Origin of the sequence: Aquimarina longa SW024 (genome assembly GCF_001401755.1) — a bacterium.
GTDB classification, from domain to species: domain Bacteria; phylum Bacteroidota; class Bacteroidia; order Flavobacteriales; family Flavobacteriaceae; genus Aquimarina; species Aquimarina longa.
Genome location: NZ_KQ474104.1, coordinates 135,091 through 158,926, shown reverse-complemented (window position 1 = coordinate 158,926; position 23,836 = coordinate 135,091). Strand labels below are relative to the sequence as shown.

Here is a 23,836-nt window from a genome sequence, read left to right as displayed (position 1 = left end):
CAATACTATCGATTTTTTTATAACAGGAAATAAATTATAAAAGGCTATGATTTTGGATTGACACTGATTATTAAAGAGATGTTCTTTTTGCAAAATCAAGAAGAGATATACTATTAAAAAAGTATAGATTATAGTATGATGTTAACTAATGACTTTAAACTAGATGTATCATGTTTTAAAATTAATTTTAGAATATGTAGGCTTCTTTCATAGAAGTTGTAAGAGTGTTTTTTTAGTGAATTATATAGTTTTTTATTATAAAAAGTAAGCAATATCTTCTTTTATTGTTGATTAAAATAGGGGTATTTTTTCATTAAAAATCAATTATCTACTATTTATATAGGGAATATAGATTACTAATAAATGCATTTTATTACTTTTTTTTAACTGAAAGTCTATGTTTTTAAACCATTCAGCTAATTAGTTTCATGAGCTTTTATGTTTTTTCTAATTTCACTTTAAACTATAACGTTTTCGTTTATAAAATAACACAAACCTTAACTTAATTAGAAAATTATGAAAAAATCAACACAAACTTTTAAAGTCTGGTGTTTTCAAAAATCACAACTGAAAATACCTTTGCTTTTAATCTTATTATGCTTGTCTAGCATAAGTTTTGCACAAGTAGACACGGGAGGTAAAGCAAGAACTTCGGATCATCAGAAGCAAATTATTGGATATGTATCCAATTGGGATGCATGGAAAAATAGTAAGGCAGGAGTGCCTAGTGCAGGAGCTTTAACTCATTTAAATATTGATTATTCTAAGTATACGATCCTAAATTATTCCTTTTTTGGGGTAGCTAGAGATGGATCATTACACAGTGGTGACCATAGAAATAAAAAAATTCATCAAGAAGGGGTAACTCAAGAACCAGCAGATTTGTTTTATACAGATTTGTATAGTAGTTGGGATTTACACCTTTTATTCGGAGAGTTAGAGTATGTTAATTATATCAATGAAGATATTAAAAAACGTGCGGAAGCTCAAGGTTTTGTTGTAGATTTCGAAGGTACTACTTGGGAACATCCTGTATGGGGGTTAAGTGGTGGCTTACCATTACCTCTTAAAAAAGAAGGAGGAGCTCCTGGGATAATAGAATTGGCTCGTCAAAAAGGAGTGAAATTAATGGCGTCACTTGGTGGATGGAGTATGTGCAAACATTTTCCTGAAATGGCAGCTGATCCAGTAAAAAGAGCAAAGTTTATAGCTGATTGTAAAAGATTGATAGCGATTGGTTTTGATGGTATTGATTTTGACTGGGAGTACCCGGGACCTTATTCAGGGATGAATTTTACAGGAACAGAAGCTGATTTTGGAAACTTTGAAAATTTAATAAAAGAACTAAGAAATGAAATAGGTTCTGATAAATTAATTACAGCAGCTATGTCTGCAGATCCAAGAAAATTAGGAGGATTCAATTGGTCAAACTTAGTTAGTAATATGGACTATTTTAATATGATGACCTATGATTTTAATGGAGGTTGGTCAAATAAAGCAAATCATAATGCACCTCTATATACGCACACAGGAGCAGAAGTACCTTTCTTTAATTGGCAATCTACCCTAGACAAGCTTATAGAATTAGGGGTTCCAAAAAATAAAATATGTTTTGGAGCACCTTTCTATGGAAGAGGGGTAATAACAAAAGGAGAAGCGGATCTTAATGGAGAAACAGTAAAACGAGCAGAAACAGTAGAACCTGACGGTCCTATACAAACTGCAGCGGATTACGATAACTGGCCAAAAGAAGTATATGACGGAACACCAAATTATTTCTTTATTAAACAAAAAGCATTATCACCAAATAGTGGATGGACTAGAAAATGGGATGATGAAGCTAAAGTTCCTTATTTAGTAAAAGGAAAATATTTCTTAAGCTATGATGATGAAGAATCTATAGGGATTAAAGCACAATTTATTAAAGACAATGATCTTGGTGGAGCGATAATTTGGACAGCTTATGGAGATTTAGAATTTGGAGGTTCTGTAACATCTTTTGGTAGAAAATTAAAAAGATGGTCTGATGTAAAATCTCCTTTAGTTAATAAGATTAATGAGGTATTTGCTGATGGAACTCCTAGAAACATATTACCTAAAGTTAGTATTACATCTCCTGTAGAAGGTGCTACTTATGAGGCTGGAGCATCAGTTACGATTACTGCAGTTGCATCAGATGAAGATGGTACAATTACTAAAGTAGAGTTTTATAACGGAACTACTAAATTAGGAGAAGACACTACAGCTCCATATGAGTATGTATGGGCAGGTGTTGAAGCAGGGACTTATAAACTAACTGCTAAAGCGACAGATAATAAAGGAGGAACAAAAAGATCTTCCCCTGCTGTTTCTATAACAGTTAATAAAAATGATAACATATTACCTAAAGTTAGTATTACATCTCCTGTAGATGGAGCTACTTTTGAAACAGGAGCATCAGTTGCTATAACTGCAAATGCGTCTGATGAAGATGGTACAGTTGCTAAAGTAGAGTTTTATAATGGAACGACTAAACTAGGAGAAGATACTACTGCTCCATATGAATATTCATGGGCAAATGTTGCTGCGGGGACATATGTATTAACAGCTAAGGCCACAGATGATAAAGATGGAATGACAACATCTACTGAAGTTTCTATAACAGTTGGAAACGATGTTAATGTTCTTCCTAGAGTTAGTATTACATCTCCTGTAGATGGAGCTACTTATAAAGCTGGAGCATCAGTTTCTATAACTGCTGAAGCATCAGATAAAGATGGTACAGTTACTACAGTAGAGTTTTATAATGGAACTACTAAATTAGGAGAAGATACTACAGCTCCATATGAGTATGTATGGGCAGATGTTGCAGCAGGTACATATACATTAACAGCTAAAGCAACAGATGATAAAGGAGGGATGACAACATCTTCTGAAATTTCTATAGTAGTTACTAAGGTAGTTGGTAATAAATGTGATGCTTATCCAGAATGGTCAGCTACAGCAGTATATACTGGAGGAAAAGATGTGAAATATAACAATGTACATTATAGAGCTAAGTGGTGGACACAAAACCAGAATCCAGAAAAAGGTGGAGTATGGGAAAAAATAGGTCCTTGTGGAGATGATACAGGAAATGTTGCTCCAGTTATTAGTCTAACTCTTCCTAAAAATGGAGCTACTTACGAGGCTGGAGCGTCAGTTACTATAGCAGCAGATGCATCAGATAAAGATGGTACAGTTTCTAAAGTAGAATTTTATAATGGAACGACTAAATTAGGAGAAGATGCTACGGCTCCATATGAGTATGTATGGGAAAATGCTGCTATAGGTAACTATTCTATAACGGCTAAAGCAACTGATGATGGTAACAAAACAGCTACTTCTGCTGTAGTTTCTATTATTGTAAAAGTAAAAGATGGCGGAGGCAATGGAAGTGATTGCGCAGGATTATCACAATATAGCGCAGGAACTTCTTATGGACAAGATGAAGAAGTACAAAATGACGGATATAAATTTAAGTGTAATATTCCTGGATGGTGTTCTTCTGCATCTGCATGGGCATATGCACCTGGTACTGGATTACATTGGCAAGATGCTTGGACTAAAACTGGTAAATGTGGAGCAGGAGATGCACCTGTAGTTACAATAACTTCTCCAGTAAATGGATCAACATACGAAAAAGGAAGTGCAATTGTTGTAAATGCTAATGTTACTGCTAAAGGAGTTGTTTCTAAAGTAGAGTTTTATAATGGAACTACTAAATTAGGAGAAGATACTACAAGTCCATATTCATATACAATTACTAATGCACAATCTACAAGTTATTCATTAACTGCTACAGCTACGGATACTGATGGTAAAAAAGGTACATCAGAAGCAGTTGATATTAGAGAAAAAGTGATAGTGACTCCTAGTGATTTACCAAGTAAAATATTAGTAGGATACTGGCATAATTTTGATAACGGATCTACTACTCCAAGATTAAGTGAAGTATCTACTGATTGGGATGTAGTTTGTGTTGCTTTTGCAGAGCCTAAGTCTGGTAGTACTGCAGATATGCAGTTTAGTCCATTCGAAATTTATAATGGCGATACTCAGGCCTTTATTAATGATGTTGCAACAGTAAGAAGCCGCGGTAAGAAAGTATTAATTTCTATAGGAGGAGCTAATGCTAGAGTAGAATTAAATAATGAAGTTGAGAAGAATGAGTTCGTAAGTTCTATGATTAATATTATCAATACCTATGGTTTTGATGGTTTAGATATTGATTTAGAAGGAAGTTCACTTTCATTAAATAATGGAGATACTGACTTTAGAAATCCAACTACACCAAAAATTAAGTATCTTATTGAAGCTACAAAAGAAATTAGAGCTAATATAGGAGCTAGTAAGTTTATATTAAGTATGGCTCCAGAAACTGCTTATGTACAAGGTGGTTATGGTAATTATACAGGTGTATATGGAGCATATTTACCTTTAATTGATGCATTGCGAAGTGAAATGAATTATATACATGTACAGCATTATAATACAGGATCTATGGCTGGAAGAGATGGTAAAGTATACCAACCAGCAACAGCAGATTTTCATGTAGCAATGGCAGAAATGTTAATTACAGGATTCCCTGTTGCACAAACAGGACTTACTTTCTCAGGTCTTAGAGCAGATCAGGTTGCTATCGGATTGCCATCAACTACAAATGCGGCAGGAAGCGGTTATACTTCTGAAGCTGTTGTACAACAGGCATTAGATTACTTGATTAAAGGAACTTCTTATCCTAATAGAAAATATACTACTGCATCAACATATCCTACTTTTAGAGGATTGATGACGTGGTCTATAAACTGGGATTTACATAATAACTCTTCTTTTTCTTCAAGTCATAGAGCATATTTAGATGGACTTTCTAGTAGAAATGGTCTTGCTTCTAAATCTAGTGATATAGGAAAAGTGTTCCCTAACCCAGTTTCTGGTAATTCAATTAGTATTACTATGGATCCAGCAGTTGCTAAATCAGGAAGAGCTACAACTACTTTTAGCCTTCAGATATTTAATACTAGTGGATTAGAAGTGTTAAGTTTTGAAAACAATAGACTTAATGCGGGTGAAGATACTAAGAGATTTGATATTGGAAATTTAGAGTCTGGAATGTATTTTTATACTATTTCGGCAAATAAAAATAAGACAACAGGTAAGTTTATTAAGCGTTAATAAGCAATAACCTAAATAAGATCTTAATATTTAATTGATGAAGGTCGTACATTTATTGTACGACCTTCTTTTTTTAGTATCTGATAAGAACTAATCAGATAATTTTATAGTATTCTTATAATTCTAATTCTAATTCCATCTGTATATTACATCTTTCGTATGGCGTTGTACTTCCTACTACTTTTTTAAACCCTAGTTTGTGATACAAATTAATAGCAGGTTTTAAAATAGTATTACTTTCTAAATATATTTTTTGTGCGCCTAATACTTTCGTTTTTTTAAGTATTGAGGTGCTTAATATCCACCCAATACCTTTTCCTTTGGTTTTTAGGAAAACAGCTATCTTTGCTAGCTCATAATCATAAATACAACTATTCATCTTTATTAAAGCATATACACCTACAGGTTCATTGTTATATAAAGCGATTAATATTCCTCCGCCAGAGTCTAATATATACTTTTTAGGGGTATCTAAAGCTTTATAATCAGCTTCTTCCATCTTAAAAAATGTTGTAATACATTCTTCATTCAGTTTTTTGAAAGCTGATTTATATTTTGGGTCATAAGAAACGATGGTGATGTCATCTGCTTCTCTATATTTTTTAACCTCTTTTACACGCTGGTATATTGATTTTTGATCTAAAAGAAATTCAAATTCTTCAATCCATTTCACTAACTATTTTACTCACAGAAGGATGAGAGTGACCAGTCTCGTTAGCAATTTCTGTAATTGATTTTTTATCATTATGAGATACCATATAAAAAACTGAAAACCATTTTGGTTTTAAATTTACATTATACATTTCATAAATTTTTGTAGCATCCTAGGTCATTCGTTCGCTAAGGATTCTTAATCGAGTACTAATAGCAATGATACCTACATGATTAAAAAAATAATGTTTAAAATGAATAAAATCAGGAGATTGTTTTAAAATGAAAATGTGTGTGATTATTGAGAAATAACAATTAAGGCCATAAAAAAAATCCGATCATTAGATCGGATTTTTTTATATATAACAAGGATTGTTACTTACGTTTTATCCTTTAGAATTATTCTTCATATTCTCTTTTACAAGACTATAGAATTCATCAAACTTAGGATCGATTATAATTCTAGTAGCAGTTTCTATACTCTGTGAGCCATATTCACTTTTCCCTATAACTTCCATTCTTTTCGGGTCTACTTTAAAATCATTTTGTAGCATTCTCACTACAGCAGCAGCCTGTTTAGAGCTAAGATCCCAATTATCTGCAATACTTTTATCTTTAATATTCAATGCATTACTATTACCTTCAATACTAATTTTTAAACCAGGTTTAGCATTAAGAGCTGTTGCAATTTTTCCTAAAACACCTTTAGCTTTTTCTTCTATTTTATAGTTTTTATCATTACTACCAAATAGTTTAGTATTAGGTATTGTAATGAGTACAGCTCCGTTTTTTACAGCAATATTAGCTTCACCACCTATAGCATTTTTAAAAATGGTTAAGGATGCTAATTTGATAGAATCACTTTTAGTAATAGCATCATTAATGGTTTTAATTTGCTTATCTTTTTCTTGAAGATTTTTAAGAGATGTTTCTAGATTTTTAGCTTTTTGATTAGATAATTGAGTAAAACTACTCATATTGGTTAAAAGAGAAGCATTAGTTTCTTTTAGATCCTTCATTTGTGCTTCCATGCTTTCAACTTTTGTAAGCGTAGCTTTTTCCTTTTTTCTAGAATTGTGTATCTCAGTTTTAGCTGTTTTTAATTCTAATCTTAGATCATCTATTTCTTTAAGAAGATCTTTTTTTTTCTGAGCTTGTATAGATATAGTTGAAATAAATAATACACAAGCAAATAAAATATTTTTTTTCATCGGTTTTTCCATATGATTTGTTGCAATTGCTAAAGTATAACATTTTTGTAAATATCAAAACAAGCTAGTAAGACTACTTTTTTAGTAATTCTTTAGCGTTTTTAATACTAGAATTGATCTGATTTTTTAATTCAATAACTTTGACTTCTTCTTTTTTAAGAAGTTCCATCTGAGAAGCTATTTTTTTTGAATCTGTTTTACTGCTTTCTGTTTCATGAGGAAATTGATCACTAAAATCACTCATCCAAGTCATCATAAAATCATATGAATCTTTTATATCTTGTTGTGCTTTTGCATATGATTTTCCTTGTGTAGTAGTATCTATTTTACTTTCCAATTCTTTAATAAGAGTACTCATTTCTCCCATTTTGGGCATCACTTCATCATGTACATTGATTACTTTTTGCATAAGTGCATCAAACTCTTGTTCTTCTTTAGAAAGTTGATTACAGGATATGAATAGTAGTAATCCTATGATTGAGTATACAAATGATCGTTTCATAATTTTTATTTTTTTGTGGTTCAATTAAAATGATTTTACCTTATTTCAAAGATATTATTTTTTCTTGCTGTAGTTTACTGTTTTTATAGGATTCTCCTATTCTATTCATTATTTGCATTTGTTTAATAATACAAAAAAGACAGATAAAGATTGCGGATATTAATATATAGTTTATCATATATAGTGTTTTATATTAAAATCTGATGTTAAGTGTTGTTCCATATGTTACTGGGGCCGCTGTTCTTACATTTCTTCCAAAACTAGTGTCAGAACTACCAAAGGATAGATAAGTTTGATCTGTTAGGTTCTGCCCCCATAGAGATAGTTCATATTTACCAAAACTAATCCCTAGTTTAGCATTTATAAGTGTATAAGAAGGTTGTTTTAAATCGTTTTGTATATCAGTATAGTATGCTCCAATATTTTTGATTTCACCTCGTAATGTAGCTTTTGTTTTTTTAGAAATACTACTAGTGTATTGTGCACCAAAAAATAATGTGTGGTTAGGGGTGTTGGATAGTTTATTGCCGCTGATATTGATTTTATTTTCTTCTATTGTAACAGGAACAAGAGATGTCATTTTATCTCGGTTTAGTATAAAGTCTTTATATTCGGTATCGGTTAGTCCTAGGCTAGCTTCTATTTGTAATCCTTTTACAGGAATTGCAGAGGCTTCTAATTCTACTCCCATTGATTTTGCATCTCCAACATTTTCTCTAGAAAAAGTACCTATAGATACTTGATTAAAAAACTGGAGGTCAGTCCAATCTATATAAAATGTTGCTATACCAAGATGAAGTGTATTATTTAGTGTATTTAGTTTATATCCTAGTTCAAAATTATTAGAGTACTCTGGATCAAAGGTCTGTTTAATTCCTTCTGGTAATCGTAGAACATTGATTCCTCCAGCTCTAAACCCTCGATTGTAACTAGCATATATATTAGAACGATCCGTTATAGCGTATGATAAAGCAAATTTAGGAGACAAGGCTTCATAAGAATTACTTTTGGTAAGTAAGGAGTTGTTTTCTATAAGAACTCCATTGCTTAGTAGTAGATCACCATATCCATTAAATGTATTTTTACGTTTTTCATAATCATATCGTATACCAGTAGTTACCTTTAACTGCTCAGTAATCTTATAACTGAGTTCTCCAAAAACAGCTGTTCCGTAATTTTCTCCTTTGTTGGTATTGATAATACTGGTATTAGGAGGTAGTCCTAAAAGAAGTGAGGACTGACTTGTTACAGGTTCTAGAGCTAGATTGGTAGAGGGTTCATAGGCTAATTGATTAAAACCATATATTCCTGCTGTATAGTTTAGTTTAGAAGAGGAGTTTATAGAATTAATTCTAAATTCCTGGCTCCAAACTTCTTGTTTTGGTAGTTTTTCACCAAACTCGGTTTTTGCAAAAGAATGATAATAAGTGCCATCATTAAAATCAATGTCTCTAAACGATAACCCGATGTTTTGATAAGTAGTTATAGCGTTAATGATAACGGTAGGTGCGTTATATTTTAGAACCATAGAAGTATTCATTATATTTCGCTCATGACTTGCTAATTTCCCTAAATATATTTTATCAGGATTTTTAAAAGCAGTTTTTTCATCAGGTTGCGATACAAAAAAACTAGAAGCATTAGACCAGTCTTTTTGAGCTTTTAGATTTAATAAAACACTAAACCTATCAGAGGTTAACCATTTTAGGTAAAAGTTTCCGAATAGGTTCTTACTATCCCCAACAGTTTTATTGTTAGCATCTAGATTAGGAGTCATAGATAATGATGTGTCATTTCTCCAATATCCATCACGATCCTGAAATAGCCCATTAAATCCTAAAAACAATTTGTTTTTTATAATAGGTGTTTTAATTCCTATACTATGTCTATTAAGGTTTAAGTTTCCTAATCCTAGAGTTACAAAACCTGTTGTAATATTTTTAGGTTTTTTGGTAGTGATAGTAACAACTCCTCCAATAGTATTTCTTCCAAAAAGCGTTCCTTGTGGTCCTCTAAGGACTTCGATACGTTCTATATCTGTTAGTATAAAACCATTAGCTAATATATCCAGATTGTTTACCTCATCTATATAAGTGGCTACAGCAGGGTTTTCACTAAATACCTGTATACCTCGTATAGATTGTATCTGTTGAAATCCGACTCCTAATTCTTGATATAAATAATTAGGAACAAGAGCACTAAGACTAGATAGATCCCATGTTCTTGTGTCTTTTACCTTTTGAGCATTTAATGAAGTAACAGCAATTGGAGTATTTATTAGGGATTCTTCTCGTTTTTGAGCAGAAACGATAATTTCATCTAATGTCTCGGTACTTTTAGACAATATAATGGTAATCTGTGGAGTGCTTGTTGATAGTACTTTAGTAGCATATCCTATTGCAGAGACTTCGATAATGGCGTTTTCTGAGGGGATTTTTAATTCAAAAATCCCTTTACTATCTGTAGCTGTACCAATAGATGAGTTTACTATTCTCACAGTTGCATAATGTATGCTTTCTCCGAGTTTATTTTTTACGACTCCATTTAGTGTTGATTGCGCATATATAGAGAAACTTGTGATAGTTATTAGTATTGTAATTAAAAACGTATTCATTAGAGTTATGTTTATTAATTATAAATATTATGTTGATAGAATTCTTTTTTGATTCTTTTTTTCTTCCTCAGGTATTCGATACAGAATATGGGAAGTATACTCATCCCGAATAAAGGAAATATGATTCCTAAAATTGCTATGATGATAATAATTCCATATCCAGTTTTAAAAGACTTAGGTACATTAGGGATTCCCCAAGCTCCTTTACGTTTTCTTATTATGTAGGATATTAATCCAGAGATGCACATTATAGTTAATGCTACTGCAGTAAGTAGCATCAACCACCAGCTCCAAGCTCCAAACTGTCCTTGATGAAAAGCCATTACCCACATTCTTCCTCGCATTAATATTCCTATATCACTCCAATTATGAGATAATAGTTCTTTGCCAGAGTATGGGTCTACATGAATTTTCTTTTGAGTGTTTAGTTCAGATAGGTTATTATTAGAGATGCTAAAAACCCCTTTTAGCCCTTTAGGAAAATGAATTGTGGTAACTCCTGGGAGATTCAGTTCTTTAGCTTTAGAGGCTATTTGATCTAAAGTTAAGATCTTTTCTTTGGGTTGAGGTGTTGTTTGATATGCATGCCATGTAGAAGGGAAACCTGTATTTGTTATTTTTTGGATTTGTTTAAAATTATCTCCAAAGACATCTGTCCAAGGAAAACCTCCGGCTAATATTAGGAGTAATACTCCAGAAAACCAAAATCCTATAATCGAATGTAGATCTCTAAAAAAAGTTCTTTTTCCTTCTTTGATTCTAGGAATAAAAAAACCAGATAGTTTCCAACCTCGACTAGGCCACCAGATATATAAACCAGTAAGGATTAGAACAACCATCCAACTCGCTATGAGTTCTACTATTGTAGTTCCAAATTTACCAAGAAGTAGTTCCCCGTGTAATTTTCTGACTTTAAACATATCTGTTTTTCGAGAGCTGATTTTTCCTGATACAGTACCGGTATACGGATTTATGTAGACACTACTTTTACCTCCAAAACGCCCAGAAATAAATTCAGTGGCTTGATTTGGGGTGGTTGACAGTACTACCGAGTTTAGTTTTTTAGTAGTATTCTTACTTGCAATCTCCCATTGATCTTGTAATGAAATAGGTGTACCTTGGATAGTAACTTCTTTTATATGCTGTTGCTTAGGTTTTTCATAGTCTGTTTTAAACAGATATATACCCCCTGTTATTGATAATACTAGTATAAAAGGAAGCGATATTAGACCAGCGATAAAGTGCCATTTCCAAAGCCATTTATTCAGTTTTTCATTCTTTTTCACACGAATAATTTTTTAGATTAAATACTCTTGTTTTTATAAGGACTATACTTTAAATACAGTTAGATTTCGCAGGTTGTATGCAACCTGCGAAATCTGGTTGTTAAAAATTATATTTAACTCCTAAGTGAAAAGCTCTAGGGTTGCCTATTGTAAAACTATTTTCTCCTCTAAATCGATTAAAGGAAGCTCTTGCAGCATATAGTTTATCAAATACATTAAGTGCATGCCCCCATATTTCAAAACCTTTATAGTATATCCCAGCTCTTAGATTAAAAATGTTATGACCGTCATATGTAGCTGTACTAGATGTACCATCTTCATTTTTTACTTGTTTTTCTAAGCTAGTATTGTAAGTGCCTACCAATTCATGTTCTGCAGTAATACTAAATCCAAAATTAGTAGTAAACTCTTTTTTATAGGTAATTAAAGAAGTTCCTAATAAATTTGGAGCTGTTGCTCTATCAGTATCAGAGTAATCTACACCCTTATCAAAAAACTTAATGTACCGGTGCTGTGCATAACTGCCATTATGGGTTATTGATAGTTCTTTTAACGGTTTCCATGTTATTCCATATTCAATACCATAAGATCTTGTTTTTCCGGCATTAGTATTAAAGAAATTATCGTTCTCATCTCGTTGTGTAATCAAGGTATTTTCGCCTTCAAGAAGATAGATGGCAGCATCTAATTTTAATTTAGAAGCAATATTAAAGTATCCTCCAATTTCGTAATTATGATAACGACTAGGTGTAATTCCTCGTAGTGCATTTCTATTACGGTATAGTGTAGAGACCTGAGGAGGAGTAAACCCCTGTGAATAGTTTGCATATACCCCAGTTGTAGTTGTAAAATTATAATTAACTCCTAACTTAGGAGTTAAGTTTGTGTAGGTATCAATAGTATCATCAACGCTATTAATTCCATCTTTTTGGTTATCATAATCATACTCAAAACTATCATAACGCAAGGCTGTAGTAATTTTTAGAGCAGTAATAGGAGATATTTCATACTGAAAAAAGCCTGCATAGTTAAGTATATTGGCTTCATAATTAAGAATGAAGTTTCCAGAGTTTACAGTATAATTAGAGTTTCTTCCTGTTTCGGTATCAACAGTAACGGTTATTGTTTCGGCTTCATAATCTTGTGGGGAATAATCTGCGGTAGCTCCTATAATTAATGATGAGTTTGCAAAATCAAAATCTAATTTATGCTGTATTAGCCCTACAAAACTTTGGAATCTATTAGAGTTTATTTCTCCAGAACCAAATCCTGTTAATTTTCCTTTGTTTCTAAACTGACGTACTCTATATGAAGGGATCTGATCCATTCTATTATTTCTAAAGACGAAATTGAATGATGTTTTATGATTGTCATTCCATAGCTGATCTACAGTAGTTCTAGCTCTAAATGAGATTGCTTCTCGCTCAGTAAAAGTTTGGTCACTTTCATAATTTCCTTTTTCATAATCATTCTTACTTAAAGATCCCGACATATCTGATCTAAAGTCTATGATATCTATTACCGAAGTCCATTTTGTAGATGGAGTGATGTCGTAAACTGTTTTAAAAGTGACAGCAAGTTTCTCATAGTCACTATGTGCTATCGGTCCATTTTCTCGTTGTACATGATGACCACCGATATAAAACCCAAATTTCTCACTGGTTTGATCAGAGATTTCTACATCATATCGATCTATTCCAAGATCATTAGTTTGGTAACCAATACTACCACTAAGCTTTTCTGTAGGTTTTTTGGTTATAAAATTAAAACTACCTCCAATGGCTTCACTACCATAGATACTAGAAGCAGGACCTTTTAATACTTCGATACGTTCAAAAGAGGTCGTATTCATTTCTAATAGTGCATTATGATTAAAAACTGAAGTAGGTCGGATTTGTAAACCATCTTCGAGATATAGAAATAATGCCTTTGTAGAGATAGGGGAGCGTACAGACATAAAATGTTGCTCATTACTGGCGGCTCTAGAGGTAGCCATAAATACTCCAGGGACTTGATTTACCAATTGATCAATACCAAAAGCTTTGGTTTCTTGTATGCCTTTTGCATTAATTGTAGCGATAGATCCAGGTACCTCAGAGCGTTTTTGGATTTCTCGACTGGCAGAGGTTACTAAAACTTCTTCTAAGGCTACATTATCTATGCTTAGTTTGCTAATAGTATTTGTATTTATTAGGTTTACTTTTTTAGTGATATATCCTAAAAATTTGATGGTAACTTCTGTAGTGTTGTTTAGAATGATTTCATAATTTCCTTTTTCATCACTCATTACGCCATTTCTACTATTATTAGAATCAATAATAGTTGCTCCTGATATTGGGGTGTTAGAATCATCTACAATTGTTCCTGTATAGGATTGCTGTGCGTAGCTTAATAAACTCGTGCATAATGATAGTACGAGTACAATATATTTTTTCATTACTTAATTTTAATATGTAAATACTAGAAAGGGATGTTTGGTAGCTATTAGCGTATAGTAATACATAGCTAGGTGTCAGATAGATGTTAAAGTGCTATAATCGTAGTCATTTCTTTTTGATAGCATTATATATCCTCTTATATAATAATTGCTATATAAGAGAATATATACTAGTAAAAAAACTAGATAGTATAGAGATACTTTTGAATCTATTTGAATAGGTAAACGATTCCTTTTAAAAATGTTTAGATGTGACTATGTAGATATTAAATTGAACAGTAAACAATAGTTTATCCTTTAGAAATCAAATTCTATATAGTACAAGATATGTTCCCTATATCAATAGTTATTGATAAGGAAGATTTATCATCTAAATATGGATTTATATAAATTGTGGAGGGTGATCAATATCTTTAGAAATAGTTTTTACTCGGAGGTTTTTTAACTTCCAATTTTGATTAGTATTAAAAACTGTTAGATTTGTATTACTTATTTGTATGCTATTATCCTGAAAAAAAAGAGGGATAAATGCTTCTGTAATGATTATACTATCACTGCTTTTTGAGGAGGATTGTGTTTTAGCTTTCATCTGACTCATCAAATAGCATTTACCATTACAATTAAGTCTAGGTCGTTTTTTATTGACACAATACTTTTCTACAATAGTATCAATATTACATTGATAATACAATACCGTACTGATTTGTATAGCGGGTCGTATAGCAAAAGTTACAAATAATAATATAGAGAATACAATTCTCATCAGCACGTACTAATTTTTGGCAAAAATACGAATTAGAATTATTCTATGTACGTTATTAACGTAAAAAGGTAGTGTTAATATAGAATGTTTTTTGTAACTATAGTTTTATAGAAGTACTATAGATTCTACTTAATCCATTTTTATAAGAATTCATTGTTTCTAGTAGTTGTTTTAGATTCTTAGACTGATAATTGTTGGTTTTTATCAGGTTTCTTTTACTGGTAAAGTATAAGGTTTGTGTTTTAATATCATAGAATGGACAATAGTCCATTTTATCAGAGTTGATTTTTGAGCTTAGATTTTTAGCTTTAGACCAAACTCCTAGAGTATCTCGATATGATATATATAAATCTCCACTACCCATACCATCTTTTCGTTTGTATCCTCCAAAGATTAAAAAAGATTCGTCTGGTGCGATATAAGAATTGTATTCATATCCTTTAGAATTAATGGCTTCGCTTAAAGAAATAGGATTGGTATATATATTATTTTTCCATTGACTCATAAAAATATCATCTTTTCCTTTGGATGTATTAGCTGTACTGGTAAAATATAAGTTGCCATTCATAGCAATAGAAGGGTAGAATTCATCTCCATCGGTATTAATTGGTTTTCCTATATTCTTAGGAGTAGACCATTTAGCATTAGGATCTGATCTCTCTATATACCAGATATCATGATCTTTTACTTCTGTACTAGTAGTATTAAGAGGGCGATTGGATACAAAAAATAATTTTAATCCATCAGGAGAGAACATGGCTTCTAGGTCTGTAAATCTACCAGAAAAAGGTGCTACCTCTGGTGTAGACCAAGTTGTATCTTTTTTAGACACTTTTACAATAGTAGAAAGTTCTCCTGAGTAGCCTTGTACTGTAAAATAAGCTTCATCCTCAGTTGGAGCTATTGTAAAATCCCTTACAGTAGGAAATTGCACCATTATTTTTTTTAATACTGGGTGAATATCGCTTTTTTCTTGACTAATAGTGAACTGTGATGTAATAAGTACTAGAAATAGTATAATTTCTTTCATGTTTATATGGTATTGATAATCAAGAAATATAAATATTTTGATTTAATTTAGGTATTAAGGTTTTTATAAAATTATACGATTGTATCATTCGGATTTTTGGTTGTGAATAATGGAAGAGAGACTTTATATTTTACAACCAATAAACGAATTAGAATGATGAGTAGTGCGGTAGAAATATATATAATATTCTGATCTATAGAAAATGAATATAAGATCATAAAACAAATCCCCCCAGCAATAGAAGCTGTAGCATAAATCTCTTTTCTAAAAATAACAGGTATTTCATTACATAAGATATCACGGATTACTCCTCCAAAACATCCTGTTGTTGTACCTAATGCGATTGATATAATGGGTTCTAATCCTGCATTGATTCCTGTTTCTACTCCTATAATTGTAAAAATTCCCAGTCCAATGGTATCAAATAAGAAAATTGATCCTTTGAGATAATCAAGTTTGTTTCTAAAAATTATAGAGAATACAGTAACTCCACCTATTAGATACATAGTAGTAGTGTTTTGCATCCAGGATACAGGAGTATTACCAATGAGTATATCTCTAATAGTACCTCCACCAATAGAGGTAACAAATGCAATAATAAAAATACCAAAGAGATCTAACTTTCGATTCATTGCACTTAGCGCCCCCGATATAACAAATGCAATAGTTCCTAAAATATCTAGAATGGTAAAAATGGTCATTTTATTTATTTTGTAGTTAAACCCAAATTATCAATGTCATTAAATAAATAATTTGGGGTTAAATGTAAGCTATCTAATTTAATTTTAAAATATTCAAATGAGGTGTACTATCATATAAAGAAAAATAGCTGTCCTCTATGAAGTAATTTTAGCAATGTGGTTCATAAACTCAAATTGCCATTCACAAACTGCTTTATATATACTAATAATGAACTACATATATTTATTAAAAACTTAATAAATCTAATAGCCTATTTAAACCGTATATTATGAAAATGAAAAACTACCTACATACATTACTAGCATTAAGTTTTATACTTTGTAATCAACTTAATGCACAAGATCAAGTGGTTCATTTATTAGAACCTTCCCGAGATGGTCAAAAACAACAAATTTTACAAATTGGAGAAAACAATGGAGTAAAGATATTAGCAATGGCTTCTTGTAAACGGTGTGTACCAGCAGCTTTCGTTCATAATCTAGAGGCTAGTAAAGCATCAGGCAAACTTATTTATGGTGGATCGGGTATTTATGTGATTCCATATGATGAAAATAGTTATGTAGCTGTAGCTCCCCAAACGCCAGCGGTAGCTATAGGAGAAGGAATTTGGGAGACTTTTTTATATGCTAATTTTTTTAGCACAGATAAAGCTAAAGTTGCCGGTATGACTAAAAATAAAGTAGAGGCTTGGGCGATAAACTTTTCAAAACAAATTATGACAGGAGGAGTTGGCGCACAAGCCGTAGATAGTAAAAGTAACTTGTATTATCCAGCGGGAAAAGAACTACATAATGGAGAGTCATTTAATTCTGTTACTATAGACATTACAAAAGGAAAAGAGATACGTCTTAATTTTCCTAATGGTTATGGTGAGCGTTATAGCTATATGGCAGAATTGAGTAAGGTTTTAGAGGTTGATGTTTATGATGTTGGAGGTAATAGACGAGAATATATGTTTGTAGAAAGCCCACTTTCTATTATATGGGGGAGATATAGTTCAGGAAGTGGTTTAGGGAAATCTACATGGGGTGCCCATGAAAAATTTAACTACTTCCATAAAGATCAAAAAGTAATACGAAATTTATTGGTGAGTAAAGAAGCTCAGGATAAAATAGATACAAAACTGGCAGGTTGGTCATTAAAAGCAAAAGAGTACACCGAAAAGACCTATGCAGCCAAAGTAGCAAAAGATATAAAAAGCAGAAGGTTACCAGCAAAAGGGGTAAGCAATGCAGATTTAGAAAAGCAAGCTACAATAGCTGCAAAATCCTGGGCAAATCAATATAACTGGGAAGAAACGATTACTAAAGCCTATTTTACAAGTAATGATTGGAGTATTTATAGAAATGCACTAACAGGGGCACAGTTGGGTAGACGAATTTCTGGTGTTATTGTTATGAAACGCAAAGATGGTAAATGCAGTTTTCATCATGCAACATTTGCACAACAATATAATGGTAGTGGTTATCAAAAAGTTTTTACAGAAGGTATTGTTCCTGGTCAGAATATTTTAGAATGTACGTATACTAATTAATTATCATAGCAATGCCGTTTAGTTAAGATTCTATAGTTTTTAGAGCACTAGACTTCGGCTTTGCGCAGTCCTCGGAGTAAGAGAATTTGAATAAGAATAAAGTATAGCGGTCACTGAGCGTAGTCAAAGTGAAAGCGATTTGATAAACCGCCTTATTTTCTAAGTAAAAAAGAAACATTTATGTATAATGATCTTTGCTATTCATAAACTCAAATTGAGATTCGTAAACTGTTTTATAACCACTAATAATAAATACTTTATTTTTATTATATGAATGTAATTAAAGCAATATTAGTAGATGATGAGCAAAGAGCAAGGAATGTTTTATCAAATTTGATAAAACGTTGTAGTTTGCATATCGATATTCTTGCGCAATGCAGTTGTCTTGAAGATGCTGTTATAAAGATTAAAGAGTTGCAACCCGATGTTGTTTTTTTAGATGTACAGATGCCAAATTATGCAGGATATGAGATCGCAAATTTCTTTGAAGAAATGAATTTTGAAATCATTTTTGTAACTGCTTTTGATGAGTATGCTATAAAAGCTTTTGAACTATCGGCTATAGATTATCTGGTAAAACCAATAGATAGAAAACGATTAATAGAAGCCGTAGAAAAACTGCAAAGTAAAATAGAAAAGCAAAAAAAGATCGAGGACTACCGCATATTATTAAATACTATAAAAGAAAAAGAGTACAAGCAGATTATACTTCCTGAATTAGGAAATAGACGTATTATAGCCATTAATAGCATAATTGCTATAGAAGCAGATGGATCGTATAGCAAGATGTATACAACAGAAAGTAATCCTGTAACGACAAGCAAGAATCTAAAATACTTTGAAAACTTGCTTCCCGAAGACACTTCTTTTTTTCGCTCGCATAGAACATGGATTATAAATTTAAAATATATTGAAATCGTTAATAAATCGAGTTTAACCATACAATTAGCACAAAATATAACAGCCAAAATATCAAGAACTCGTTTTAGTGCCTTTGAAAATGTTATTAGATAAATGCTCAAAATGTAATTTAATACACTAGTTGATTTAAGCATTTTTTATTAAAAAAAGATAAATATAAATAAATGATCAAAATAAAAAAACGGTACAAACAATTTATAAATACTGGCGTGTATGCAGATAATAAAACAGAACATAAGAGGATACGATTGTTAAATGCCTTTGGTTTAACATGGTTTGTATTTCTTCTCTTTTTTATAACAGCAGACATTTTTTTTTCTAGAAGTTTTTTAGATAATTTTAAAGTGCATCTCTTTTCTATTTTGGTAATTGGTTGTGTGTTTTTTTTACAAAAACATAAAAAGTTGTTGTTTGCTCGTGTCTTGTTTATTTTAGTAATAATTTTTGTCACATTTGTTTTTGCATATTTTTATGAACCCTCTCGTTTAATGGAGAGCTTTTACTTTATATACCCTTTGGTAGCTCTTGTGTTAATCGATAAAAAGTGGATAACCTTATCCATAATGATACTTTGTTGGTTGTTACATTGTATCCCTCTTATAACGACTGCAGAGTTGTATCCAGAAAAAATGATGAATCCAATTTATATATTGGCCATTTTTATAGCTACTTATGTGATCCTAAATTATTCGCAATCATTAAATAGAAAAAAAGAAATTGAATTAAATAAAAGTAAGCAAGCTCTTGAAGCCGCTTATAAAGAATTAGAGCTAAGTAAAAAGAATGAGTTGGCATTTTTAGAACTTAAGTCATTAAAATCACAAATGAATCCCCATTTTATATTTAATTCTCTTAATTCGATACAGGACTTAATTCTTCAGCAAAATACAGATTCATCATACGATTATGTAGTATTGTTCTCGCAATTGGTTAGAAATACCTTAAACTATTCTAACAAAAATTTTATTGCTATAGAAAAAGAGTTAGAGTTTTTAGAAATTTATCTTCAGTTAGAGAAATTAAGATTTGAAGATGATCTTACATATACGATACAGCATATTAATACAGAAGGTTTATCTGTTCCGTCATTAATTGTACAACCTTTTATAGAAAATGCATTAATACATGGGTTACTACATAAATCAGGTAAAAAGCAACTCACAATAGATTTTACATTTACAGACCATCTTTTATGTACAGTTACCGATAATGGTATTGGAAGAAAGGAAGCAAAGAAAATTCAACAAAGACAAGGAGGATATCATGAGTCTTTTGCCTTAGAAGCCATAGAACAGCGATTAGAAATCCTAAAAGAACAATATGGTAAAGATGTAGGGTATCAGGTGTTTGATTTATATGATGATGCGCTTGCAATGGGTACGAAGGTAGAAATAAGAATGCCGTATAAAAAGGAATATTAATAGAAGTGTATATGAGTAGAAGAACAATACTCTTTTTTATTTTGTATGGTGATGTTATTAAGTGAGTTATATATGTTATTTAATTAAAATTTTTATTTACAAAATGTTTTACTTTTTCGATACTTATAAATATCTCTTGTTAGATTGAATTCACATCAAATAGAAAATGTTTTATTAGGACTATTATCAAAGTCAATGTCAAAATCTTCTGAAATTAAACCATATAATTCAATATCTTTAAGTTCATTCTTATAAGTTAATATCTCATTGCAAAATGTTGCTTCCTTCAAAAAATTAACTTTTTCAAGGATGTTTTTTGCTGCTTTATTTGATGGTATTACTTTTGCAATTATTTTTTCTAAATTGAGTTTTTCAAAACAAATAATAATAATTTCTCGGATCATTAAAGTACAATATCCAAGTTTTTCAAATTTAGAGTCGATAAAAAAAATGAGGTCACATCTGTTCAATGTAGGATGAAAATTTTGTAGTGTTATATAACCAATAGGGCTTTCATGATTGCTTTTGTATAACAAAAAGTAATTATCACTTTGATTTAATGTTGCTATAGTATTGACATATGAAAAGCACTTTTCTGAGAATATATAACTTAATAGATGTGAGAAATTATCTTCGAGGCAGTAAGAAAAATTTATTATTAGATTAATAAATTTTTCTGTTTCAGTAGATGAAACCAGTTTTAACTTTAAATCACTTGTCAGATTTTGCTCTCGGCTTATTTATATCCTTAATTATCTTCGATCAGGTTACCATCTTCATCTTTATAGAATCTGCTAAAATCTTTATAGATATATTTTTTTTGTGTCTGTGATCGTGACAAGGCATCAATTTCTCCTTCTTCCCAACGTTTCATCTTAAAAAAGCCATCCCAGTTACCAAATTCTGGTCTTGGCTCCCAATTACTAGATACATTTAGAGGTTCTTTACTAGTCCATACACATTCTTCTTCTGCATCTTTTTCTCTTTCTACTACCTGTACGTTTCCATTAGGTTCAAAGGAGTATATCCATTCTTTGGTATAATCATCATCTGTTTTTTTATTATCTGCCCATTCCCAAAAAATCATATCAAATAAAAAATATTTTCCATTTTCCTCTTTTCGGAAAGTATAAATCATAAATACATCATTATCTTCATCAAGAAAAGCAATTCCAATATCTTTTAAAAAATCTTGATATAGGTATGCTTCTGTTAAATGCCCATCCATTTTACAAACATTAAATTCTAAATCGTGTTCATAGGCGAATCGTGCCCATTCCTCACTATCATTGCAGGTTTTTAAAAATTTATTAGCTTTTTTTTGGGTGCTTATATCACCACGATTAGGGTCGTATTTGGGTTTGTATAGATCTCCATAATACCAAAGTGTATCTTCTTTACTTTGCATTTTTCTTTTACCTCTAAACCAGTCTTGATATATATATATGTTCATTTACCAAAATTTAACTTTATTAAATTGTTTTAATGCCTCACCGCTGATTTCACGTATTTCTACCTTTTTTCTATCGGCATATTTTAAAATCTCGTCAGGAATCCCATTTTTCTGCGGAGGGATTTCAAGGATTTGTTTTAAATCATCAGTTCTTGTTTGATTTGTTAATTTTCTACTTTTAGTGGCTTGATTTGCATATTTATTACCAATCTCATCGATATATTTTTTTGCGGTATTAAAAGTTACTTCTGATAGTTGGGTATACACCTACTAATACTAGCAAGATACTTGTGTTTTTAAACCAAAAGAGATGACAGTAGTCGTGTTATCTCTTTTATTATATTCTTGATTTATACTTAATTATCTTCGATCAGGTTACCATCTTCATCTTTATAGAATCTGCTACCATCTTTATAGATATATTTTTTAATATATTTTTCTACCCATGGTTGTGCTAGCTCATTATCTTCCCAGCGTTCTAATCGTATAATACTCTGATAATCTCCTAATTGTGGATAAGGTTCCCAGTTAGAAGCTACATTAACAGGCTCTTCTGCTTCTTTAGCTTCTTCATACCATTTACCCTTCTCTAGATATCGATCCCAGATTGTTAATTTACCCTCTGGGGTAAAAATATATTGTACATCTCTGATATCATCATTAGTAAATTCTTTAATACTATCGGGGTATATAAAATAGTGTAGACTTTCTAAAAAAAGTTGCTCAGGATGATGGTTTCCTCCAAATGAATATCTTAAATATATTCTATTATATTCATCTATAAATTCTACTGAAGAATGTCCTTCATTAAAAATTAAATTAGCATAGGGTTGGTCATTCTCCATTATTGCGGTTACATGAAACAACAATTTGTTTTTATACGCATACTTAGACCAAGACTCTAATGAAGATAGTGCTTCTTCTAAGATTGTTTTATCAATCTCATCCTCATAGGTTGTTCTATAGAAATCTAAGGTGTCTTCATCATTTTGTAACTCTCCATAGGCATCATTCCAGCCCTCTAATATATATTTTAAATTTTTCATAGTTTCGTATTATTTGTTACCACCATTTTAGCATATCCATAGTCACATCTTTTATTTCATCAATTTCAACCCTTTTCTTTTTAGCATAGTCTACTATCTTTTTTGGGATATCTTTATTCTGTTTAGGGATTTGTAAAACATATTTTCCATCTAATTCCTTTGCACCTGCCCGTTTGGTATTTTGTATTGCTTTACCTTTTTTATATTTTTTTGCGATCTCATCGATATATTTTTTTGCGGTATTAAAAGTTACTTCTGATAGTTGGGTATACACCTACTAATACTAGCAAGATACTTGTGTTTTTAAACCAAAAGAGATAACAGTAGTCGCGTGTTATCTCTTTATTATATTCTTGATTTATGCTTAATTATCTTCGATCAGGTTACCATCTTCATCTTTATAGAATCTACTAAAATCTTTATAGATATATTTTTTTTGTGTCTGTGATCGTGACAAGGCATCAATTTCTCCTTCTTCCCAACGTTTCATCTTAAAAAAGCCATCCCAGTTACCAAATTCTGGTCTTGGCTCCCAGTTACTAGATACATTTAGAGGTTCTTTACTAGTCCATACACATTCTTCTTCTGCATCTTTTTCTCTTTCTACTACCTGTACGTTACCGTTGGGCTCAAAGGTATAGACCCATTCTTTGGTATAATCATCATCTGTTTTTTTATCATCTTTCCATTCCCAAAATTTCATGCCGATAAGAAAATAATCTCCATTTTCTTGAGGTCTAAAAACATAGTACATAAAAATATCATTATCATCATCAAGAAAAGAAATTACGATGTCATTTAAAATATCTTGTTCAAGATTAGACTCTGTTAAATGCCCATCCATTTTACAAACTTGAAATTCTAAGCCGTGTTCATAGGCGAATCGTGCCCATTCTTCACCACTCTTACAGGTTTTTAAAAATTTATTAGCTTTTTTTTGGGTGCTTATATCACCACGATTAGGGTCGTATTTGGGTTTGTATAGATCTCCATAATACCAAAGTGTATCTTCTTCACTTTGCATCTCGTTATATGGTCTGTTCCAATTTTGATATAAATATATATTCATTTG

Annotated in this window: 20 protein-coding genes; 4 read left to right on the top strand and 16 right to left on the bottom strand. The window is 31.3% G+C overall.

Annotated elements, in window-relative coordinates; genetic code table 11:
• The first annotated feature begins 516 nt into the window (after positions 1-516).
• Positions 517-5,193 carry an Ig-like domain-containing protein gene (locus tag N456_RS19710; RefSeq protein ID WP_082422602.1) on the top strand — a complete coding sequence of 1,559 codons (4,677 nt, stop codon included), beginning with the start codon at positions 517-519 and terminating at the stop codon, positions 5,191-5,193.
• A 115-nt stretch (positions 5,194-5,308) separates the two neighbouring features.
• Here N456_RS19710 and N456_RS19705 read toward each other — a convergent pair whose 3' ends face one another.
• The 10 genes from N456_RS19705 to N456_RS19665 form a co-directional block, all read right to left on the bottom strand.
• Positions 5,309-5,866 (bottom strand): GNAT family N-acetyltransferase, encoded by a 558-nt coding sequence (locus N456_RS19705; RefSeq protein ID WP_062060969.1) that lies wholly within the window; start codon positions 5,864-5,866, stop codon positions 5,309-5,311.
• Complete coding sequence (locus N456_RS25275) at positions 5,853-5,996, bottom strand: MarR family transcriptional regulator (protein ID WP_338021438.1); 144 nt, start codon at positions 5,994-5,996, stop codon at positions 5,853-5,855. The genes N456_RS19705 and N456_RS25275 overlap by 14 nt, the downstream gene beginning before the upstream one ends.
• Positions 5,997-6,230: 234 nt before the next feature.
• The gene (locus N456_RS19700; RefSeq protein ID WP_158447938.1) at positions 6,231-7,055 is read right to left on the bottom strand and encodes an OmpA/MotB family protein; all 825 of its coding nucleotides are present in this window, start codon (positions 7,053-7,055) and stop codon (positions 6,231-6,233) included.
• Positions 7,056-7,128: 73 nt separating this feature from the next.
• Positions 7,129-7,557 carry a hypothetical protein gene (locus tag N456_RS19695; protein WP_062060963.1) on the bottom strand — a complete coding sequence of 143 codons (429 nt, stop codon included), beginning with the start codon at positions 7,555-7,557 and terminating at the stop codon, positions 7,129-7,131.
• Between the two features lie 193 nt (positions 7,558-7,750).
• Positions 7,751-10,171, bottom strand: coding sequence for a TonB-dependent receptor (locus N456_RS19690; protein ID WP_062060960.1), 2,421 nt, complete (start codon positions 10,169-10,171; stop codon positions 7,751-7,753).
• Between the two features lie 14 nt (positions 10,172-10,185).
• Positions 10,186-11,457, bottom strand: coding sequence for a PepSY-associated TM helix domain-containing protein (locus N456_RS19685; RefSeq protein WP_062060958.1), 1,272 nt, complete (start codon positions 11,455-11,457; stop codon positions 10,186-10,188).
• 100 nt (positions 11,458-11,557) lie between these two features.
• Positions 11,558-13,894, bottom strand: coding sequence for a TonB-dependent receptor domain-containing protein (locus N456_RS19680; RefSeq protein WP_062060955.1), 2,337 nt, complete (start codon positions 13,892-13,894; stop codon positions 11,558-11,560).
• 382 nt (positions 13,895-14,276) lie between these two features.
• Positions 14,277-14,657: a hypothetical protein gene (locus N456_RS19675; protein WP_062060952.1), complete on the bottom strand. Its 381-nt coding sequence runs from the start codon at positions 14,655-14,657 to the stop codon at positions 14,277-14,279.
• A gap of 97 nt (positions 14,658-14,754) precedes the next feature.
• Positions 14,755-15,687, bottom strand: coding sequence for a TolB-like translocation protein (locus N456_RS19670; RefSeq protein WP_062060950.1), 933 nt, complete (start codon positions 15,685-15,687; stop codon positions 14,755-14,757).
• Between the two features lie 71 nt (positions 15,688-15,758).
• Positions 15,759-16,388, bottom strand: coding sequence for a trimeric intracellular cation channel family protein (locus tag N456_RS19665; RefSeq protein WP_062060947.1), 630 nt, complete (start codon positions 16,386-16,388; stop codon positions 15,759-15,761).
• 275 nt (positions 16,389-16,663) lie between these two features.
• Here N456_RS19665 and N456_RS19660 point away from each other — a divergent pair, with 275 nt between their 5' ends.
• The 3 genes from N456_RS19660 to N456_RS19650 all read left to right on the top strand — a co-directional run bounded on the left by N456_RS19660 (position 16,664) and on the right by N456_RS19650 (position 20,265).
• Positions 16,664-17,923 carry a hypothetical protein gene (locus N456_RS19660; protein WP_205410288.1) on the top strand — a complete coding sequence of 420 codons (1,260 nt, stop codon included), beginning with the start codon at positions 16,664-16,666 and terminating at the stop codon, positions 17,921-17,923.
• Positions 17,924-18,193: 270 nt separating this feature from the next.
• Positions 18,194-18,937, top strand: coding sequence for a LytR/AlgR family response regulator transcription factor (locus N456_RS19655; RefSeq protein ID WP_062060941.1), 744 nt, complete (start codon positions 18,194-18,196; stop codon positions 18,935-18,937).
• Between the two features lie 71 nt (positions 18,938-19,008).
• The gene (locus N456_RS19650; protein ID WP_062060938.1) at positions 19,009-20,265 is read left to right on the top strand and encodes a sensor histidine kinase; all 1,257 of its coding nucleotides are present in this window, start codon (positions 19,009-19,011) and stop codon (positions 20,263-20,265) included.
• Between the two features lie 155 nt (positions 20,266-20,420).
• Here the strand turns inward: N456_RS19650 and N456_RS19645 are convergent, their stop codons facing one another.
• From N456_RS19645 to N456_RS19620, 6 genes are all read right to left on the bottom strand, one after another.
• On the bottom strand, positions 20,421-20,870 hold the full coding sequence (locus N456_RS19645) for a GNAT family N-acetyltransferase (RefSeq protein WP_338021439.1): 450 nt from the start codon (positions 20,868-20,870) through the stop codon (positions 20,421-20,423).
• Positions 20,871-21,013: 143 nt separating this feature from the next.
• A complete protein-coding gene (locus tag N456_RS19640; RefSeq protein WP_062060933.1) occupies positions 21,014-21,718 on the bottom strand; it encodes a hypothetical protein in 705 nt (234 codons plus the stop codon).
• Entirely contained in the window at positions 21,719-21,985 is a 267-nt protein-coding gene (locus N456_RS19635; RefSeq protein ID WP_062060930.1) for a hypothetical protein, read from the bottom strand.
• Between the two features lie 89 nt (positions 21,986-22,074).
• Positions 22,075-22,764 carry a hypothetical protein gene (locus N456_RS19630; RefSeq protein WP_062060927.1) on the bottom strand — a complete coding sequence of 230 codons (690 nt, stop codon included), beginning with the start codon at positions 22,762-22,764 and terminating at the stop codon, positions 22,075-22,077.
• A gap of 16 nt (positions 22,765-22,780) precedes the next feature.
• Positions 22,781-23,038, bottom strand: a complete 258-nt coding sequence (locus N456_RS19625; protein ID WP_062060924.1) for a hypothetical protein — start codon at positions 23,036-23,038, stop codon at positions 22,781-22,783.
• Positions 23,039-23,128: 90 nt separating this feature from the next.
• Positions 23,129-23,833, bottom strand: a complete 705-nt coding sequence (locus tag N456_RS19620) for a hypothetical protein (RefSeq protein ID WP_062060921.1) — start codon at positions 23,831-23,833, stop codon at positions 23,129-23,131.
• Positions 23,834-23,836: the final 3 nt, after the last annotated feature.

Coding starts and splice junctions, on each gene's coding strand:
- N456_RS19680 (WP_062060955.1), bottom strand. CDS start 13,894: ATGAAAAAATATATTGTACTCGTACTATCATTATGCACGAGTTTATTA.
- N456_RS19690 (WP_062060960.1), bottom strand. CDS start 10,171: ATGAATACGTTTTTAATTACAATACTAATAACTATCACAAGTTTCTCT.
- N456_RS19670 (WP_062060950.1), bottom strand. CDS start 15,687: ATGAAAGAAATTATACTATTTCTAGTACTTATTACATCACAGTTCACT.
- N456_RS25275 (WP_338021438.1), bottom strand. CDS start 5,996: ATGTATAATGTAAATTTAAAACCAAAATGGTTTTCAGTTTTTTATATG.
- N456_RS19675 (WP_062060952.1), bottom strand. CDS start 14,657: ATGAGAATTGTATTCTCTATATTATTATTTGTAACTTTTGCTATACGA.
- N456_RS19640 (WP_062060933.1), bottom strand. CDS start 21,718: ATGAACATATATATATATCAAGACTGGTTTAGAGGTAAAAGAAAAATG.
- N456_RS19660 (WP_205410288.1), top strand. CDS start 16,664: ATGAAAAACTACCTACATACATTACTAGCATTAAGTTTTATACTTTGT.
- N456_RS19710 (WP_082422602.1), top strand. CDS start 517: ATGAAAAAATCAACACAAACTTTTAAAGTCTGGTGTTTTCAAAAATCA.
- N456_RS19655 (WP_062060941.1), top strand. CDS start 18,194: ATGAATGTAATTAAAGCAATATTAGTAGATGATGAGCAAAGAGCAAGG.
- N456_RS19695 (WP_062060963.1), bottom strand. CDS start 7,557: ATGAAACGATCATTTGTATACTCAATCATAGGATTACTACTATTCATA.
- N456_RS19630 (WP_062060927.1), bottom strand. CDS start 22,764: ATGAAAAATTTAAAATATATATTAGAGGGCTGGAATGATGCCTATGGA.
- N456_RS19700 (WP_158447938.1), bottom strand. CDS start 7,055: ATGAAAAAAAATATTTTATTTGCTTGTGTATTATTTATTTCAACTATA.
- N456_RS19620 (WP_062060921.1), bottom strand. CDS start 23,833: ATGAATATATATTTATATCAAAATTGGAACAGACCATATAACGAGATG.
- N456_RS19665 (WP_062060947.1), bottom strand. CDS start 16,388: ATGACCATTTTTACCATTCTAGATATTTTAGGAACTATTGCATTTGTT.
- N456_RS19650 (WP_062060938.1), top strand. CDS start 19,009: ATGATCAAAATAAAAAAACGGTACAAACAATTTATAAATACTGGCGTG.